General features: G+C 59.1%; 16 protein-coding genes. 8 read left to right on the top strand and 8 right to left on the bottom strand.

Annotated elements, in window-relative coordinates; genetic code table 11:
- The first annotated feature begins 12 nt into the window (after positions 1 to 12).
- A complete protein-coding gene (locus NK667_RS27255; protein WP_054048120.1) occupies positions 13 to 273 on the top strand; it encodes a PAAR domain-containing protein in 261 nt (86 codons plus the stop codon).
- Positions 274 to 324: 51 nt separating this feature from the next.
- Here the strand turns inward: NK667_RS27255 and NK667_RS27250 are convergent, their stop codons facing one another.
- Entirely contained in the window at positions 325 to 1,785 is a 1,461-nt protein-coding gene (locus tag NK667_RS27250) for a fatty acid desaturase (RefSeq protein ID WP_054617151.1), read from the bottom strand.
- A gap of 243 nt (positions 1,786 to 2,028) precedes the next feature.
- Between NK667_RS27250 and NK667_RS27245 the strand changes: the two genes are divergently transcribed.
- Complete coding sequence (locus NK667_RS27245; protein WP_054617152.1) at positions 2,029 to 2,688, top strand: hypothetical protein; 660 nt, start codon at positions 2,029 to 2,031, stop codon at positions 2,686 to 2,688.
- A complete protein-coding gene (locus NK667_RS27240) occupies positions 2,682 to 3,797 on the top strand; it encodes a hypothetical protein (RefSeq protein WP_054617153.1) in 1,116 nt (371 codons plus the stop codon). The genes NK667_RS27245 and NK667_RS27240 overlap by 7 nt, the downstream gene beginning before the upstream one ends.
- Here the strand turns inward: NK667_RS27240 and NK667_RS27235 are convergent.
- Entirely contained in the window at positions 3,785 to 4,678 is an 894-nt protein-coding gene (locus NK667_RS27235) for a lipase family protein (protein WP_054617236.1), read from the bottom strand. The genes NK667_RS27240 and NK667_RS27235 overlap by 13 nt on opposite strands.
- A gap of 14 nt (positions 4,679 to 4,692) precedes the next feature.
- Positions 4,693 to 5,571, bottom strand: a complete 879-nt coding sequence (locus NK667_RS27230; RefSeq protein WP_054048112.1) for a metal-dependent hydrolase — start codon at positions 5,569 to 5,571, stop codon at positions 4,693 to 4,695.
- A 105-nt stretch (positions 5,572 to 5,676) separates the two neighbouring features.
- Here NK667_RS27230 and NK667_RS27225 point away from each other — a divergent pair, with 105 nt between their 5' ends.
- From NK667_RS27225 to NK667_RS27215, 3 genes are read left to right on the top strand one after another with little or no spacing between them, the layout of a single operon-like run.
- Positions 5,677 to 6,606: a fatty acid desaturase family protein gene (locus NK667_RS27225; protein WP_054617154.1), complete on the top strand. Its 930-nt coding sequence runs from the start codon at positions 5,677 to 5,679 to the stop codon at positions 6,604 to 6,606.
- On the top strand, positions 6,606 to 8,207 hold the full coding sequence (locus tag NK667_RS27220; RefSeq protein WP_054617155.1) for a GH3 family acyl-acid amido synthetase: 1,602 nt from the start codon (positions 6,606 to 6,608) through the stop codon (positions 8,205 to 8,207). Before NK667_RS27225 ends, NK667_RS27220 begins: the two co-directional genes overlap by 1 nt.
- The gene (locus NK667_RS27215) at positions 8,192 to 9,277 is read left to right on the top strand and encodes an aromatic ring-hydroxylating oxygenase subunit alpha (protein WP_054617156.1); all 1,086 of its coding nucleotides are present in this window, start codon (positions 8,192 to 8,194) and stop codon (positions 9,275 to 9,277) included. Before NK667_RS27220 ends, NK667_RS27215 begins: the two co-directional genes overlap by 16 nt.
- A 501-nt stretch (positions 9,278 to 9,778) precedes the next feature.
- Here the strand turns inward: NK667_RS27215 and NK667_RS27210 are convergent.
- Entirely contained in the window at positions 9,779 to 10,498 is a 720-nt protein-coding gene (locus NK667_RS27210; RefSeq protein WP_054048104.1) for a response regulator transcription factor, read from the bottom strand.
- A gap of 175 nt (positions 10,499 to 10,673) precedes the next feature.
- On the opposite strand from NK667_RS27210, the gene NK667_RS27205 reads away from it, so the two are divergent.
- Positions 10,674 to 12,206 carry a sensor histidine kinase gene (locus NK667_RS27205; RefSeq protein ID WP_054617157.1) on the top strand — a complete coding sequence of 511 codons (1,533 nt, stop codon included), beginning with the start codon at positions 10,674 to 10,676 and terminating at the stop codon, positions 12,204 to 12,206.
- Between the two features lie 171 nt (positions 12,207 to 12,377).
- Here NK667_RS27205 and NK667_RS27200 read toward each other — a convergent pair whose 3' ends face one another.
- From NK667_RS27200 to glyQ, 4 genes are all read right to left on the bottom strand, one after another.
- On the bottom strand, positions 12,378 to 13,157 hold the full coding sequence (locus NK667_RS27200) for a lysophospholipid acyltransferase family protein (protein ID WP_054617158.1): 780 nt from the start codon (positions 13,155 to 13,157) through the stop codon (positions 12,378 to 12,380).
- 81 nt (positions 13,158 to 13,238) lie between these two features.
- Positions 13,239 to 13,772, bottom strand: a complete 534-nt coding sequence (gene gmhB / locus NK667_RS27195) for a D-glycero-beta-D-manno-heptose 1,7-bisphosphate 7-phosphatase (protein ID WP_054617159.1) — start codon at positions 13,770 to 13,772, stop codon at positions 13,239 to 13,241.
- A 6-nt stretch (positions 13,773 to 13,778) separates the two neighbouring features.
- A complete protein-coding gene (glyS, locus tag NK667_RS27190) occupies positions 13,779 to 15,833 on the bottom strand; it encodes a glycine--tRNA ligase subunit beta (RefSeq protein ID WP_054048097.1) in 2,055 nt (684 codons plus the stop codon).
- Entirely contained in the window at positions 15,830 to 16,783 is a 954-nt protein-coding gene (gene glyQ, locus NK667_RS27185; RefSeq protein ID WP_008155694.1) for a glycine--tRNA ligase subunit alpha, read from the bottom strand. The genes glyS and glyQ overlap by 4 nt, the downstream gene beginning before the upstream one ends.
- Before the next feature lie 81 nt (positions 16,784 to 16,864).
- Here glyQ and tag point away from each other — a divergent pair, with 81 nt between their 5' ends.
- Positions 16,865 to 17,422: a DNA-3-methyladenine glycosylase I gene (tag, locus tag NK667_RS27180; RefSeq protein WP_054048095.1), complete on the top strand. Its 558-nt coding sequence runs from the start codon at positions 16,865 to 16,867 to the stop codon at positions 17,420 to 17,422.
- The last annotated feature ends 40 nt before the right edge of the window (positions 17,423 to 17,462 follow it).

Genomic DNA, 17,462 nt, shown 5'->3' with positions numbered 1-17,462 from the left:
AGGCCTGCTGACATGGACATCATTCGGCTCGGCGACTCCACCAGTCACGGTGGTACCGTTCTTGAAGCTTTCAACCAAACTGACCTGAACGGCAAACCCATGTCCGGTGTTGGCCATAAGGTGGTTTGCCCGCTGTGCAAAGGGGTTTTCCCTATTACGCAGGGCAGCGCCCTGCTGGATGTCGGCGGCATCGCGGTGGCGCTTCACGGGATGAAAACCGCATGCGGCGCCAGCCTGATTGCCAGCAATCCCAAGGGTGAAGCTGCAAGTTAAAAACGTGGGGCGTTCTTTGCGCCAGCGGTGCTGCCCGGGAAGCAGGCTGGATCAACGGTTCTTGTTCATCCCCGTCCAGAGCAGCGAGGGCAGCGTCCGAGAGTCCAGCAACGCGTCATCCGCCGTCACCAAACGCGGGAGAACATGCCAGGGATGGTTGGCACTGCGGTGATGATGCAGGTGCAGATTGATGTGATAAGGCCAAATGAAAAACCGCCCTGCGCACCCGACTTTCCAGGCATATGTCCATTCACGCCAACCGGGGGTGACGTCAGGTCCGCCACTGTGCTCGGCAATGCTGCGGATTTTCTGCAGCAGGGTGCCCAGCGTGGCCAGTGGCACAAACCAGAAAAACACCATCAGCAAGAGCGTCTGGGCGGACGTTTGCCAAGCGATGAAAGATAAAAGGACCAGCCAGATCACACCGGCAGCCAATGCCGGCCGGGTCATCTTCGGTGATGCTCCGCCCGCCGCCTTGTAGGCGCGCAGGTTGCGCAGCGTGTTGATCAAGAACAGATCCCCGAGCAATTGCCGCAGCAACAACTTCCCGCTCAGCGGGCGGAAATCCCAGGGCTGCCGGTGATACAGAAAACGCCGCTCCGGGTCGTTCGCGGTTCCGGTCTGTTGGTGATGTTGGAGGTGCAGGGGCCGATAGAATTCCACGGGAACCAATCCCGGCACACCGATCGCCAGGTTAATCAGAAAGTCGTTGAGCGTACGATGACGGGTCAGGTGATAGTGCGTCGCGTCGTGGTACAGAATGAACAGCGCATGTTGGCGCGCGGCAATCACCACGAAGGCCACGCCATACAGTCGCCAGTCCCCCACGTACAGTGCGATGCGCAGCGTCACGATGATGCACAGCCATTCCAGCAGGATCGCTGCCATGGTGCGCAGATCCACTTTCAGGCGCTTGAGCATGACGGTGAACAGGCCCGCCGCGCCGCCGATCGCGGCGCCATACACCACGTCGAGCAGCACGTGCTGACCCGTCGTCAACACGGTAATCCACAGCATCACGCTCCACAGACTGAAGAGCCATGCCGCACGGACGCGCAGGCAAGCAAGGACAACGCTGATCGCCACCGGCAAAGCCACATGCCCGCTGGGCGAGGCGGCCAACGGTGAGTCGACCTGGTAGAACCATGCGAGCCACTGCGACGTGCTGTCCGTACGCTCGATCATGGTCGGCCACAACAAGTGGCTCAGCAGGCAGGTTCCGGAAGCCACGGCCGCCGCAAAAAAGGCCGGCAACAGCCATTCGCGGCGCCGCCCCAGCAGCACCAGTGCCGGCATGATCAGTACATAGCTCAGGTACAGCGGCAACGTGTAAGGCAGGCGAGCAATGTGCGAATCAAACCCCGTCGGTTGAATCACCCGTACCGCGCCCATCGGGAAGTGCGTGACGAGAAAGTACAGCGCGCCCGTCACGACGGTGTAGATCACCAGCCAACTGAAGGGCCGCGTCACGATCGAGGTATTAAGGTGATGACTGGCAAACGTGGATGACATGAATAAGGCGCCTGATGGGTCAGAACAAACTCAATTTCCATACCGCCATGAACGGCGATTTCTGCTCGGTTATTCAAGGTTTGCACCGTCAGAAAATGGCAGGGACGAAAGGAAGTCTACGTTGCATTGGCCCTTTCAACTCGCCAAACTCCAAACATCTTGCTTGCGATGCCGAGGATCTCCATGCGTTTGAGCGCAACGTCCGTTGAATGCTGCGATCTGCATCCACATGAAATCGATCGGATGTTCGAGATTTATTCCGCATCCTACTGCGATACCTCCCGTCCGCGATTCGATCAGGATTTCCAAGACAAGACGCATTGCATCGTATTGCGTTGTGCAGATGAAACCATCGTCGGTTTCACCACCCTCAAACAGTATGAGCGCACGTGGTCAGGCCAACCGATCAGGGTGATTTTTTCCGGCGACACCATCATTGACCGCGAACACTGGGGCAGCCAGCAACTGGCATTCGCGTGGATGCGCTTGGCCGGTGAGATCTGGCAGGAGCAGCCGAACGTGCCTCTGTACTGGTTTCTGATCTGCAAGGGTCACCGCACCTACCGTTATCTGGGCGCCATGGCGTTGAATTACGTCCCCCGCGCCGGCGTGGTGACGGATCCTACGGTGCAGGCGTTGGCGGATCATCTTGCAGTGGATCGTTTCGGCGAGGCCTATGATCCGGCAACGGGCGTGCTGTCTTTCAAAGTGCCTCAAGGTCGGTTGACGACGGAACTGGCGCAAGTCCCTGCCCCTCACCTGCGCTTGGCAAACGTCGCCTATTTTCTGCAGAAGAATCCTCATTACGCGTCGGGCAATGAGCTGGTCTGTCTGTGTGAACTGCACCCCGACAACCTGCGGCCGATGGCGCTGCGTCTGTTTGCCGCCGCGCAACCATGCTGATCCGCCAGGCCAGCGCTGCGGACAATCGGCAACTGCTCGACTTTCAGGCGCAGCGGGCCATGCAGGGCGGCTTGCCAATGCGTTTTGATCGCGGGCCTGACTATTTTGCGCTGCACCATTGTCATGCCTTGGACCATCGCACCTGGATCGCCGAGAACGAGGTCGGTGATCTGAAGGGCATTGCCAGCCTGGTGGTGCGCGAGGGTTATCTTCAGGGTGACATTCAGCCCGTGGCCTATCTGGGGGATCTGCGGCTGGTACCTGATAGGCGTCTGTCGGTGTCGTGGATGGCCGAGGTCAAAGTCAGGCTCGAAGCGCTGGCCGATGAAACAGGTGTCCAGCACGCCTATTGCTGTGTCATCCGCGCCAACCGTCTCGCGACGCAGTCGCTGCTGGGCGGACGGCGCGCCAATCCGCTCAAGCTTGCGCACTGGCGGGGCTACAGCAACGTAGCCGTGTATGCCCAGCGTGGGTGGCGAAGCACTCCGCGAGCGCCGGACAACGTGCGTATCGTACAAGCGCAGCCGTGCCACGCTGATGCGCTGCGCGCATTTCTCGACCGCGAATCGGCAGGTCAACCCTTCGGCAGCGTGTTCAGTGAAGCGCAGTTTACACGGCGTCTGGACACCTGGCCGGACTTCGGCCTCTCGTCATTTCTACTGGCACTGGACGCCCAAGACAATCTGCTGGGCTGTGTCGCGCCTTGGGATGCCGGGCGGATCAAACGGGTGGTGCTTGAAACATTGCCCTTGGCGCACCAGGCCCTTCGCCTCGCGTTCAATACCTGTGCGCCGCTGTTGGGGCGCCCTGCCATTGCCGCGCCCGGCGAGGCATTGCGCGACGTTTACCTGACCCACTTGCACGTACGACAGCGCGACCCGCAGATCTTTGCGGCACTGCTGGATGCGGCGTGGATGCGCGTTCGCGGTCAGTACGCGTTGATGCAAATGTGTCTGTATGACCGTGACCCGCTCTGGATGGCCATGACGCGCTATCGCGCCGTGTCCATTCCAATGGACCTGTACACGGCGCCCTGTGTGGGGAATGCCGAAGCGTTGACGGCGCAGGACGCCGAGCGCATCCCAGGCTTCGAAATCTATCTCGTCTGAGCGCGTCCGTGCACGACAGCCAATAGCGTCAGCCAGAAACGTGTGGCGTCAAAGCCACCGCCGCCCAGCACCGGTTGACCATGATCGAGCCGGGGCAGACAGATCTGCGGCATGCCCTCGATGCGTTGATGCTCGAGGTAAAACTGCCCGTCATGAGCCCAACCGGGTCGCCGGGCATTGAGGCGGGCATGATGGGTATCGAGGCGCGAACTGGGGGCAGCGCTCCAACTGACGACGTGCACGCACCGCACGGCGGCGGGCAGGTGTTTGAGCAGGTGGGTAATGTGCGGGTCGCGCAGACTGCTGATATCCCGCGCGCCATCGGCTACCCAGGGGGTTTTCGCCAGCACGCGGCGAACGCGATCAAACGGGTAGTTGATGCTCGACTGCCCTGCGCTGCCAGCCAACACGTCATCCATGACCGTCGACGGACCTGTCGGCGGTTGCACCAGCGCCACGCCATCACATGCCTCGCTTAATGCCTTGTTCTGTGCCAATGCCGCGAGCGCGTCGAGGCCACCCTTGCTGTGCGCCAACACGACAAATCGTTGCCCCTGCGTGAGTTCGGCCGTGAGCACCTTGCTGATATGCCGCCCCTGCGCCATGACGCCCCGAGATGAACGCACGGGCATGCGCAGAACCGGATAGCCCAGGCGCCGCAACGTCCGCGCACAATCCTGAAAACAGCCGGGCAACCATTCGGAAAACAGTCCGGCAACCAGTACCACCAACGTGCCTGGGGGAAGGCTGGGTATGGGCTTGTGCCAGGACGCGATAAATTGTTCTGTCCAGTCCAGCCGTGCCTCGGGCGCTGCGAATTCGGTTGCCGGAAAATGCAGTGGCCAGTCGTCAAACCCCTTCGGCGTCCAGGCTTGTGTTATCGCCGAAAGTCGCATCATGGTGTGCGCCCAGCATATTCGTCCAGCGTTTGCCGCGCCGCTTCCAGCGCTTCATGGGTGTCGAGGCGGTTGGGATGAAACCCCGGAATGAACCAGGCCAGCCATCTAGGAAACACACGGGTCAGCGGACCGGGACTTACGAATAACCAGCCGAGCAAACGCAGCCACTCGCGCCCGTTGCGGAGTTGCCCGTCATTGCCGGCAAGTCGATAAATGAAGTACATGACATCGATTGCAAAGTAGCCGGTCATGATCAGCATGACCCCGCATCGCATCAGGTATCGCCGGAGCGGATTGCTAACCACCACGCCCAGCACATCGTAGGCGACGGCCTTGTGTTCGGTTTCTTCGATCGCATGCCAGCGCCATAGCATGGCCATCTTTCCATCGGCACCTTTGAGGACCGCAGGATTGCGCAGGAGTTGATCGGAGAGAATCGCGGTGAAATGTTCCAGGCTGGCCGTCATGGCCAGACGCATCGCCGGCGAAAACTTGTTGCCCACCTCCTGACGGCGCAACAGCAGTTGTTCGAGGGCATCGATAGGTGCGCCTTGTGCCGCGAGTTGCTGGTTATACGAACGATGTTCGCGAATATGCGACGCTTCCTGATAAACGAACGCGTCAACGGCTTCGGCCAGCGCCGAATCGTTTTCGATCGCTTTTCGAAAGTGCACGACACTGTCGATGAAGAGTTTTTCGCCGAGTGGAAACATGATCGACAGGCCATCGAAAAAGCGCGTTACGTGCGGCCAGCCACGATACCAATAGCGAGGAGTCTGCTCATCGAGTGAAAAGCGCACATTGCGCCGGGGGATATCTGCGCAAACAGGTTTCGCCGGCGAGCGTCTGGTTAAGAGACGTTTTAAATACGACATAAAGTTTTCTGCGGTTCCTCGTTGCCCCGACGCGCCAGCAATTGATCGTTAGTGAAGCGGTCAGGGCGGTATACTTTTTGACTCGACCTTTCTCAAGGAGCCCATATGCGCAGTTCCAGTGACATTTCGCAAACGCGTCGTTTCGACGTGAGCAATCTGTGTGTTCTGGCGCTGCAGACGCTGTTTTGGGGCGCGACCCTGACCTGGCTTTCCCATACTGATGCGGGTTGGCTCAAATGGCTGGTGCTCGTTCCTTTCTGTCTGGTCATGCAAGGTGTCTTCTCGATGATGCACGAGTCCTTCCATGGCTTGGCGCACAGTCGCAAATCACTCAACTACTTCGTCATGTGGTGGGCTTCTACGCTTTTTGGCGCCTCGGCCACGCTGATCCATATCAACCATCTCGGGCATCATGTGCGCAATCGCACACGCGCAGAACTGGCCGACTTCGCGGTCGCGGATGAGTCGCTGTGGCGCAAGCGTATCGAGTACTACTTTGCGGTGCTCGGCGGTATCTGGCTGGCGGCGTTTGTCGGCAGTCTTTTATTGCCGGTGCTGCCGGCCCGCATCACGGACAAGTGGTCGCAAACCGCAGAGGTCAATACTTATGCCGCGGCTTTCAAGGATTTCTCCAGCGCCGACTTCAAACGCATCCGCCGGGAAGTCATTGCCGGCGTCGCCGCGTGGTTATCGATCGGACTCTTGCTGGGATGGACGTGGCACGTTGTGCTCATCGCCTATCTCGCTTTTGCATTTTCCTGGTCGTCGCTGCAGTGGGTGTACCACATGCGCACGCCGCTGGATGTCGTAGAGGGCGCCTATAACATGCGGGCCCCGCATCTGGTGCGCTGGGCGTTTTTGAACTTCAACTACAACCTGACCCATCATCGGCACTCGGCCATGCATTGGCAGCAGATGCATGAAGCCTCTAACCTGAAAGAAACGCGGCCGCTCTGGTATGGCTGGCTGCAGGTTTTTCTGCCGCCCCAGCGGTTACCCGATGACTTGACGCAACTGGACAAGACTTACTTCTGATGAGCGCCCACATGGATGTCAAACGCGCGCTGTGGCAGACCTTCCTGGAGAGCGCCAAGCCCACGCTCGATCAATGGCTCACGCAACTCGAGCAACCGCAATCGACGCAAGAGCGGGCATTGCTGCGACTGCTCGAAGCCAATAGTGATTGCGCATTCGGCCGCGCCCACCACTTTGCTCGGCTGCATGACTCGACGCAGTTTCGCGATAACGTACCGATCCACGATTACGCGCAACTGCAGCCGTGGATCGAGCGCGCGCAAAATGAATCCGAAGCGATTCTGACCTCCTCCCCTCCGCTGTTCTTCGAGCGTACGAGCGGAAACAGCGCGCTGCAGAAAGCGATTCCCTATACGCGCGCCTTCCTCGCAGAAATGCATAGCGCGCTGACCGTGTGGCTAGCCGACATGCATCGTCAGGTGCCCGGAATAAGCCACGGATCAAGCTACTGGTCGATGTCGCCGCCCTTGCAAATGCCAGTGGCGGGACCCAATGGCATTCGCATCGGGTCGGCCAGTGATCTGGCGTATTTGCACGGCAGTCATCTCGCCGGTCTGGCAGGGACTTTGTTGATTCCCGAGTTCAGCGGTGAGTTGTCGCAATGGCGCCGACAGACCCTCCTCGCCTTGCTGGCCGATGCCGATCTGAGCTTTATCAGTGTGTGGAGCCCGACCTTCCTGACCAGCCTGTTGCAGCCACTGTTCGACGGCGAAACGCCCGAACATGTGCAGACGTTTGCATGGCTGGAAGCCGCGCTTCCAGCGTCGCGCCAGTCAGCATTGCGCCGAGCGAGATCCCAAGGAGTATGCACCGAATTATGGCCACGACTGGCCGCCGTCAGTTGCTGGATGGAGGGCCCCAGCCGCCACTATTTCACGCAACTGGCCGTGCGTTTTCCGCAAACGCAGTGGCTGCCGAAAAGTCTTTTTGCCACCGAAGGCGTCGTGAGCATTCCATTCGGCGACGGGCCTGGATGCCCATTGGCGATCGGCAGTCATTATCTGGAATTTCTCTGCGAAGACGGCGCTCTGCGCCATTCTCATTCGTTACGCCTGGGAGAAACGGCGCAGGTCCTGCTGACCACCGGTGGCGGCTTGTACCGCTATGCATTGGGCGATCGGGTCCGCGTCGTCGGCATGTCGGGGGCCACGCCACGGGTCGAGTTCGTGGGACGTGCCACGGGAACCAGTGATCTGGTCGGAGAAAAACTCGATGAGCAAACCGTGCAGAACCTGTTCGACCGTTGCCTGGCCACAAGAGGCGCCGCCTGCCTGATCCCCAATGCCTACGCGTCGCCACCGCATTACACGGCGCTGGTTGCGACATCCCGCCACCTTGATGCCAGTGCCTTGGCGCTGACGATCGAGACGGCACTGTCCGACGCCTTTCATTACTGCCTGGCACGCCGACTAGGGCAACTGGGACTTGTGCAGGTGCGCCTGCTCGACGGCGGTGCTGATCAGCTCGCGCATGTATTGCAGCAGGCGGCGGAGTTGAGCGGCATCCGTGCGGGCGACTTCAAGCCGCGTTCACTTATCAATCGGCTGGAGACAGCCGAAGCCCTTCTCGCTCTTACGGAAAGCTCATGTCGGCACCTTTGAACAACCTTCTTGAGACGCCGGACGATGGCACCCTCGAACAATGGTATGTGGCGTGCGCACAGAAAGAACTGCGCAAAAACAAACCTTACCGGGCGAAGATTCTGGGCCTGAACCTGGTGCTCTTCCGCCAGCGCGACGGCCGGGCAGCGGCGTTGCTCGACCAGTGCGTGCACCGCGGAACGCGCTTATCGGCGGGTAAGATTGCCGACGATTGCCTGGTGTGCCCTTACCACGGCTGGCGCTACGACGCTCAGGGGCAAGTGGTGCACATCCCCAGCGTCGGCGATATGCCATGTTCATCGACTTCGCCCGCGTATCGATACCGCCAGCGTCACTTTGCGGTGCAAGAACAGGACGGACTTGTCTGGGTCTACACCGGAACGGGCAACCCGCAGGAAAAACCTGTGTTCAAGCTACCGGTCTACGGCGAAAAACCCTGGCAGTCCTATTTCATGATTAACACGTTCGAGGCAGATGTCGGCAGCCTCGTGCAGAACTTCATGGACGTACCGCACACCGTGTTTGTGCACGAAGGCATCTTCAGATCCAGCACGGGGCGAACAATGGAGGCTACGCTCGCGTGTAAAGCGCAGAGCGTTGAAGTGACCTATCACGAGAACGGCGACAAGATCGGTTTCTTGAACTGGCTCAGTAATCCCGACGGCGAGCCATTGGTGCACACGGATCGTTTTTTCGCACCCAACGTCACGCGCTGCGACTACCGCTGGGGCGACTGTTCGGCGTTCTTCATCATCAGCCAGATCACACCCATAGATTCAAGACAGTCGCGCGTCTACACCTACATCGCCTACCGCTTCCGGCTACCCCGCTGGGTACTACGCCTGTTGCGTCCGTTCATTCATCTGTACACCCGTATTGTTATCCGTCAGGACGTGAAAATCATTCAGGCGCACCGGCAAGGTCTCGATAATGCAGCGAATTTCAAGCCGTCCAACGTGCAAGCCGATGCCGTGCATATCGGAGTCGATCAGCTACTAGCCGCCGTGAGACGGGGAGAAGCGTTACCTCCGGCACAACGCCGTGAATCCCGGATACGATTTGCGCTTTGAGGGAACCTGGTCTGCTGGCGCGGATGAGGAATTGACCCAGCTGCCGGGATTTCACTGATCCAGTCTGACTCCTCTCGCGAATCATTGTCTGTGCTGGATTTGTGCAGGTTTAGAGATGGATCAGTCTTGCCTCTACACGTGGGTAAATTCGGCGTCGGCGTCAACAGCTCAGTAGCGCACCTAGAAGGTTGGTGAGTCCTCTGGACTGGGCATGGCAACTCACTTCTCGGGAAACAATGACTAGTTGGCCCTGGGAGGCAGCGCTGGTCATTTCGTCATTACTCAGTTCAGGGGGAAGCTTCTCGCGATCGAGGCCACCTGCCTTCTTCCACGCTTCAAAGCGATGAGTTGCCGTGCCCTGTTCCACGTGGAACCAATTATTATGTGAAACAGATGTAAACCTATTTCAGGACTAGACAGCGCCCTGAACATCAAAAAATCTCAGCCTTCGGCAGCTCCGCCTAACAAATGTAGCTGCCGAAGGCTGCGATCTGTTGATCTTTATTCGCCGACCGCCCCCACACTCTCCAACCGATACCCATACCCATAAATCGTCAGCAGCTGCCAACCCCGATCAGCCGTCAGCCCGAGCTTATTGCGCAGGCGATAGATGTGAGTGTCCAGAGGTCGCGAAGACACCATCTCTTCATGACTCCAGAATCGTCCATACAGATATTCCCGAGATAACGGCCGGCCCAGGTTGGTGAATAAACACCGCGCCAGACTGTATTCCCGTTCGGTCATGGCGATGGGGATACCCGCGCGGGTGACGGTCAGTTCAGCGTCATCAAACACTAGGTCATTGAAACTCAGTACTTCGGTAGCCGTCGCGCGTTGCTGGCCGTGCCTGCGCAATACAGCAGCGACACGGGCTTTCAATTCGTTGGGACGGAACGGCTTGCTGACGTAGTCGTCGGCCCCGGCATTCAGTGCCTGGACGATGTCACTCTCGGCGTCGCGGCTGGTGAGCATGATGGCGGCAGGCGGCGCATCCATGTGTTCGCGGGTCCAGCGCAGCAGCGAGAGGCCGCTGAGGTCCGGCAGTTGCCAGTCGAGGATGAGCAGGTCGAAGGTTTCCCGGCGTAGCTGGCGCAACAGATCTTCCGCGCGCTCGAAGCTGTGCAATAGCCAGGGCTGTTCGCCCGGTTCGGCCATTTGGTGCAGGGTCTGTTCGACCCGGCGCAGTTCGGCGGGTTCATCGTCCAGTATCGCGACACGCATGTGCGGCAATTCCTTGAGGGCGGGTGGGCGGTAGACGATACCGGCTCGACTGGCGGAGTGAAAGTAAGCAAACCTGCGTCGGTCATCGTCCGCTATGATTCTTCGGGTTCAATCTTCCAATCAGACTCCTGACTCATGAATCTAACGCCTTCCCCCTGCCCTATCAGACTTGCCCATGACAATTCAGCGCCGTCGTGAAAGCCGTGAACCGACTCAGGTCCAGCGTTTATTCCGGCAGTTAGTCAGGGAGTGGTTGTGGATAAGTCTGATCCTGCTGCCCCTGACTGCCCTGCTCTCGTACAGCGCCCAGTCCAGTGAGCTCAAGGGTTCGGGAGCGCTGGAGGCGTTGTTGTCAGTCAGTCTAGTCGCTTGCGTGCTCGGCTTGCTGTTACTGCGCCCGCGCCTGGCGTTGTGGCTGACGCTGGGTGGCATGAGCTGCGCGCTGCTGATCAGCGCCTGTCTGGCAGAACTGCGTTGGTGGTGGTCCCCGGCGGCGAGCCTGATGGGCATGCTGCTGGGCTACCTGATCTGGAATTGGCGGCGCCTGAGTGTGGTGCTGAGCTATTTCGGCTGGGAACTGGCGCGACTGGACAACGAACCGAAAGTCTTCCCGGAACGCCGACGGGTGCAGTTTCCCACCGGCGATCATTTGCAGGGGCAAATCATGGCGCTGGAACAAGCCATGAGTCGGACCCGCGATACCCGGCGCTTTATCGCCGATGGACTGGAGTATCTACCGGTAGCGACGTTGATCAGTGATCCGCGAGGCCGGATATTGCTCGGCAATCGTAACGCCCGAGACTTGTTCGGCGCCGATCTGGTGGGCGATGACATCCTTGAGCAACTGGCGCGATTGGGCTACCCGGAATTGCTGAATGGCGCGCGCCCGCTTTTATCGACGTTGGCCCTGCTGGAGTTCAGGGATATCAAAGGACGCAGTCTGCGCCTGGAGCGCGCGGCATTGTTGCCCGTGGACGGAGAAACGCCGATCGGCTGGCTGCTGAGTCTGACCGACCTTAGTGTCGAACGTGATGCCGAGGAGCAACGTGGTGTGCTGCTACGCTTTTTGTCCCACGACCTGCGGGCGCCGCATTCGGCGATTTTGGCCTTGCTCGATGTGCATCGGCACCAGGTGGGCGGCGACACGCAGTTGTTCGATCAGATTGAGCGTCAGGTGCGGCGGGCCTTGGACCTCACGGACGGCTTTGTATTATTGGCCAGGGCCGAGTCTGAGGCCTATGAATTCCAGCCCACCCTGTTCGCGATGCTGGTACTGGACGTGTTCGACCAGTCCTTGAGCATTGCGCAGTTGAAGCAGATCGAGTTAGTCCACCACCTCGAAGACGATGTCCAGGAAAGTTTGATCATGGCCGATCAGGGCTTGCTGACCCGGGCGTTGTTCAATTTGCTGGAAAACGCTATCAAGTACAGCGATGCCGGAACGCGTATCAGCCTGCAAGTCAGCAGTCGCGAGGGTTGGCTGACGTGCGAGCTTACCGATCAGGGCAAAGGCATCGCTGCCAACGAATTGCCTGAGCTGTTTAGCCAATATCGCCGGTTTACTTCGGCTCAAGGTATCGATGGTATTGGGTTGGGATTGTCGATGGTCAAGGCTGTGGTGGATCACCACGATGGCCGGATCGAATGTTTAAGTGAGGTCGGTAAAGGCACCTGTTTCAGCCTTCATTTCCCCCTGCTGCATGAATAAAATGCGGGCATAAAAAAACCGGCTATATCAGCCGGTTTTTTTACGTCCGAAAAAAACTTATGCACCTTTTTCCGGATTTTATGAGCTTAAGAAATATGTATATAAATCATAAGCCTAGAAACTAAATACGACGTTTTTCAACAAAACGGTACACAGGTTATCCACAGAATCTCAGACAGCCACCTGATCCGTCTCGGCAGGTGCTTGAGGCGCCGGTGGCAACGAACCCATATCTCGCTGCATCTGCTCATTCCAGGCCTGGACCCGATCGTTCAATGCAGCGACGGCTCGCGGCCCGCTGCCCTCGGCATACATCGGTTCGCCGATGATTACAGTGATCACACCCTGCTTCTTCGCCCAACCGGTTTTCGGCCAGAACTTGCCCGCATTGTGTGCAATCGGCAGCACCGGAAGTGCGGCGTTGACCGCCAAAGCGCTACCACCGCGCGAGAACTTGCCAACGGTGCCGTAAGGAACACGAGTGCCTTCCGGGAAGATCAGGACCCAGACACCATCCTTCAACAACTCATCGCCCTTCTTCGCCACATGCTTGAGCGCGGCTTTGGGATTATCACGGTCGATGGCGATCGGCCGCAGCATGGCCATCGCCCAACCGAAGAAGGGCACGAATAGCAATGAACGCTTGAGGACCTGGCTCAGCGGCTCGAAGTAAGCCGAGAGAAAGAACGTCTCCCAGGTGCTCTGATGGTTCGACTGAATCACGCACGGCTGGTCAGGCACGTTTTCAGCGCCTTTGACTTCGTAGCTGATGCCCAAAAACACTTTGCTCAGCCATAAGGCGCAGCGGCACCAGTACACATTAATGAAGCGATATCGGGCCTTGAACGGTAGAAAAGGCGCGATGAAAAAGCTCAGGCTGCACCAAAGCAAAGAGCTGGTGCCCAGCAACAGATAAAAGAGGAATGTTCTGATGGCCTGCAGTATCGACATGGTGACGTTTACCGTGCGGGCTCTGCCCGTCTATATAAAGCGCAATCCCGATCAATCCTTGGTCAGGAATCTCGAAACGCTCTAATTGTGGATAAGTTCTGCGGCAATCGCCGCCAGATCGTCAAAAATCAAGGTGCCTACCGGTAGGGTTTTACCCAGAGTCTTTTCGCCTTTCCCGGTCTTTACCAAAACTGGCTGAGAATCGACGGCTTTTGCGGCTTCCAGGTCACCAAGGGAATCGCCGACAAACCATAGATTAGTCAGCGAGACGTTGTAATGCGCGGCGATGGTTTTCAACATCCCGGGTTTCGGCTTGCGGCAATCGCAGCCATCGTCCGGGCCGTGAGGGCAATGGACGATCAGCCCGACTTCACCGCCCTGCTCCGCCACCAACGTGCGCAAGCGCTCGTGCATGGCATCCAGGGTGGCGATGTCGTAATAGCCGCGAGCGATGCCCGACTGGTTGGTAGCGACTGCCACCGTCCAGCCAGCCTTGCTCAACTGCGCGATGGCTTCGATCGAACCGGGGAGCGGAATCCACTCCTCCACCGACTTGATGTAAGCGTCGGAGTCGTAGTTGATCACCCCGTCCCGATCGAGAATCAGCAGTTTCAAACAGTCTTACCCCAACAGCGAAATATCGGCGACGCCGAGGAACAGCCCACGCAGACGCGACAGCAGTGCATACCGGTTGGCGCGCACATTGGCGTCATCCGCATTGACCATCACGGCTTCGAAGAAGGCATCGACCGGCTCGCGCAGGGCCGCCAGACGCGCCAGGGATTCGCTGTACTGACGGGCAGCAGCCATCGGCTGAACAGCCTGGTCAGCCTGCTGGATCGCCGAGTACAGGGAGAACTCGTTGGCATTGTCGAAGTACTTGGCTTCAACGACCGTCGGCACGGAGCCTTCAACCTTGCTCAGCAAGTTCGACACGCGCTTGTTCACGGCCGCCAGTGCCGCAGCTTCCGGCAACTTGCGGAACGCTTCTACCGCTTGTACGCGTTGGTCGAAGTCCAGCGCCGAACCCGGCTTCAGGGCACGCACCGACAGGTAAGTACCGACATCCACGCCTTCGTCTTCATAACGCGCACGCAGACGGTCGAAGATGAATTCCAGCACCGAGTCATTCAGGCCGGCAGCCTTCACCTTGGTACCGAACGCATTCACGGCAAACGCCACGGCTTCGTTGAGGTCGAGGTCGAGTTTCTTGTCGATCAGGATGCGCAACACGCCCAATGCTGCACGGCGCAGGGCATACGGGTCTTTGCTACCGGTTGGCAACATGCCGATACCGAAGATGCCGACCAGGGTGTCGAGCTTGTCGGCAATGGCCACGGCCGCACCGGTCAGGGTGGTCGGCAGTTCAGCGCCGGCACCGCGCGGCATGTACTGCTCGTTCAGCGCCAGAGCGACTTCTTCCGGCTCGCCATCGTTGAGGGCGTAGTAGTAACCGGCGACACCTTGCATCTCCGGGAACTCACCGACCATCTCGGTCGACAGGTCGCACTTGGACAGCAGGCCGGCACGGGAAGCCCAGGCTGCGTTGCCGCCAATGCGTTGCGCGATGTACGCCGCCAGTTTGGAAACGCGCTCGGCCTTGTCGTAGACGCTGCCGAGTTTTTCCTGGAACACCACGTTCTGCAGGCGCAGGTTGAAGTCTTCGAGTTTCTGCTTCTTGTCTTGCTTGAAGAAGAACTCGGCGTCGGTCAGGCGTGGGCGAACCACTTTCTCGTTACCGGCGATGATCTGCTGCGGGTCTTTGCTTTCGATGTTGGCCACGGTAATGAAACGTGGCAGCAACTTGCCGTCGGCATCCAGCAGGCAGAAGTACTTCTGGTTGTCCTGCATGGTGGTGATCAGGGCTTCTTGCGGCACATCGAGGAAACGTTCCTCGAACGAGCACACCAGCGGCACCGGCCATTCAACCAGCGCGGTCACTTCGTCGAGCAAGGCTGGAGGAACGATCGCAGTACCTTCCTGCATTGTCGCCAGTTCTTCAGTGCGCTTGCTGATCAGCGCGCGACGCTCGTTGGCATCGGCCAGCACGTAGGCGCCACGCAGATCGGCCAAGTAGTTGGCCGGCGCGGTGATGCGCACGCTTTCCGGGTGGTGGAAGCGGTGACCACGGGAGTCACGGCCAGCCTTCTGGGCGAGGATCGTGCAATCGATGACCTGGTCACCGAGCAGCATCACCAGCCATTGGGTCGGACGCACGAATTCTTCTTTGCGAGCACCCCAGCGCATGCGCTTCGGGATCGGCAGGTCGTTCAGGGAATCTTCGACGATGGTCGGCAGCAGGCTCGCGGTCGGCTTGCCGGCGATGCTCTGGCTGTAACGCAGTTTCGGACCGCTCTGATCGATTTCGCTCAGGTCGACGCCGCACTTCTTGGCAAAACCCAAGGCTGCTTGAGTCGGGTTGCCGTCGGCATCGAACGCGGCCTGACGTGGCGGGCCGTCGAGGTTGATGCTGCGATCCGGTTGCTGGGTGGCCAGCGCGGTGATCAGCACGGCCAGGCGACGTGGCGCGGCGTAGACGGTTTTGGTCTCGTAGTTCAGGCCGGCAGCTTGCAGGCCCTTGTCGATACCGGCCAGAAACGCGTCGGCCAGGGTGTTCAGGGCTTTGGGTGGCAGTTCTTCGGTGCCCAATTCAACCAGGAAATCCAGAGCACTCATTGTGCAGCCTCCAGCTTAGCCAACACTTCGTCACGCAGGTCCGGGGTCGCCATCGGGAAGCCCAGCTTGGCGCGAGCCAGCAGGTAGGCTTGCGCAACGGAACGCGCCAGGGTGCGAACACGCAGAATGTATTGCTGACGCGCAGTCACCGAGATTGCCCGGCGCGCATCCAGCAGGTTGAAGGTATGGGACGCCTTCAACACCATTTCGTAGCTCGGCAACGGCAGCGGCTGGTCGAGTTCGATCAGGCGCTTGGCTTCGCTTTCGTAGAAATCGAACAGCTCGAACAGCTTCTCGACGTTGGCGTGTTCGAAGTTGTAGGTCGATTGCTCGACTTCGTTCTGATGGAACACGTCGCCGTAGGTCACTTTGCCCATCGGACCGTCCGCCCAGACCAGGTCGTAGACCGAGTCCACGCCTTGCAGGTACATGGCCAGACGCTCGAGGCCGTAAGTGATCTCGCCGGTCACCGGGTAGCACTCGATGCCGCCCGCTTGTTGGAAGTAAGTGAACTGCGTCACTTCCATGCCGTTGAGCCAGACTTCCCAGCCCAGACCCCAGGCGCCCAGTGTCGGCGATTCCCAGTTGTCTTCGACGAAGCGAATGTCGTGGACCAATGGGTCCAGGCCGACGTGCTTGAGGGAGCCCAGGTACAGTTCCTGGAAGTTGTCCGGGTTCGGCTTCAGGACTACCTGGAACTGATAGTAGTGCTGCAGACGGTTCGGGTTTTCGCCGTAGCGGCCGTCAGTCGGGCGACGACTGGGCTGCACATAAGCGGCGTTCCAGGTTTCCGGGCCGATGGCACGCAGAAACGTGGCTGTGTGGAAAGTGCCGGCGCCTACTTCCATATCGTAGGGCTGAAGTACCACGCAACCTTGCTCGGCCCAGTATTGCTGGAGCGCGAGGATCAAGTCTTGGAAGGTACGCACGGCTGGCGTAGGCTGGCTCACGAAATTCACCTGTTTCTTGGGCTGCGATTTAAAGAGCGGGAGTATACCCGATTCGTTGCTGCGCACGCCCCCTGGAGCCTTATGCCACGCTGCTTTTGGTGTTCCGAAGATCCGCTGTACATGGCTTATCACGATCAGGAGTGGGGCACGCCGCTACGCGATGCGCAGGGATTGTTCGAGTTGCTTTTGCTCGAAGGGTTCCAGGCCGGCCTCTCATGGATCACCGTGTTGCGTAAACGTGAGCGTTATCGCGAGGTGTTGTTCGGCTTCGACGTACAGCGCGTGGCGCAAATGAGCGACGCCGAAATCGATGAATTGATGCTCGACCCCGGGATCATCCGTAATCGTCTCAAACTCAACGCGGCCCGGCGCAACGCCCAGGCCTGGCTGGCGCTGGAGGACCCGGTGAAATTTCTCTGGTCCTTCGTCGGCGATAAACCGCTGATCAATCATTTCAAGGATCGCAGCGAAGTGCCGGCGGTCACGCCGGTCGCCGTGGAGATGAGCAAAGGCCTGAAAAAGGCCGGGTTCACCTTCGTCGGTCCGACCATTTGCTATGCGCTGATGCAGGCCTCGGGCATGGTCATGGACCACACCCGGGACTGCGATCGCTACGCGACGCTGGCGAACGGCGGTTAGAATGGCCGCCTCGCACACAGCACAAGATCAGGAGTGACCT

Source organism: Pseudomonas nunensis, from assembly GCF_024296925.1.
Classification (GTDB): domain Bacteria; phylum Pseudomonadota; class Gammaproteobacteria; order Pseudomonadales; family Pseudomonadaceae; genus Aquipseudomonas; species Aquipseudomonas nunensis.
This window is presented reverse-complemented; position numbering and strand designations above follow the sequence as displayed.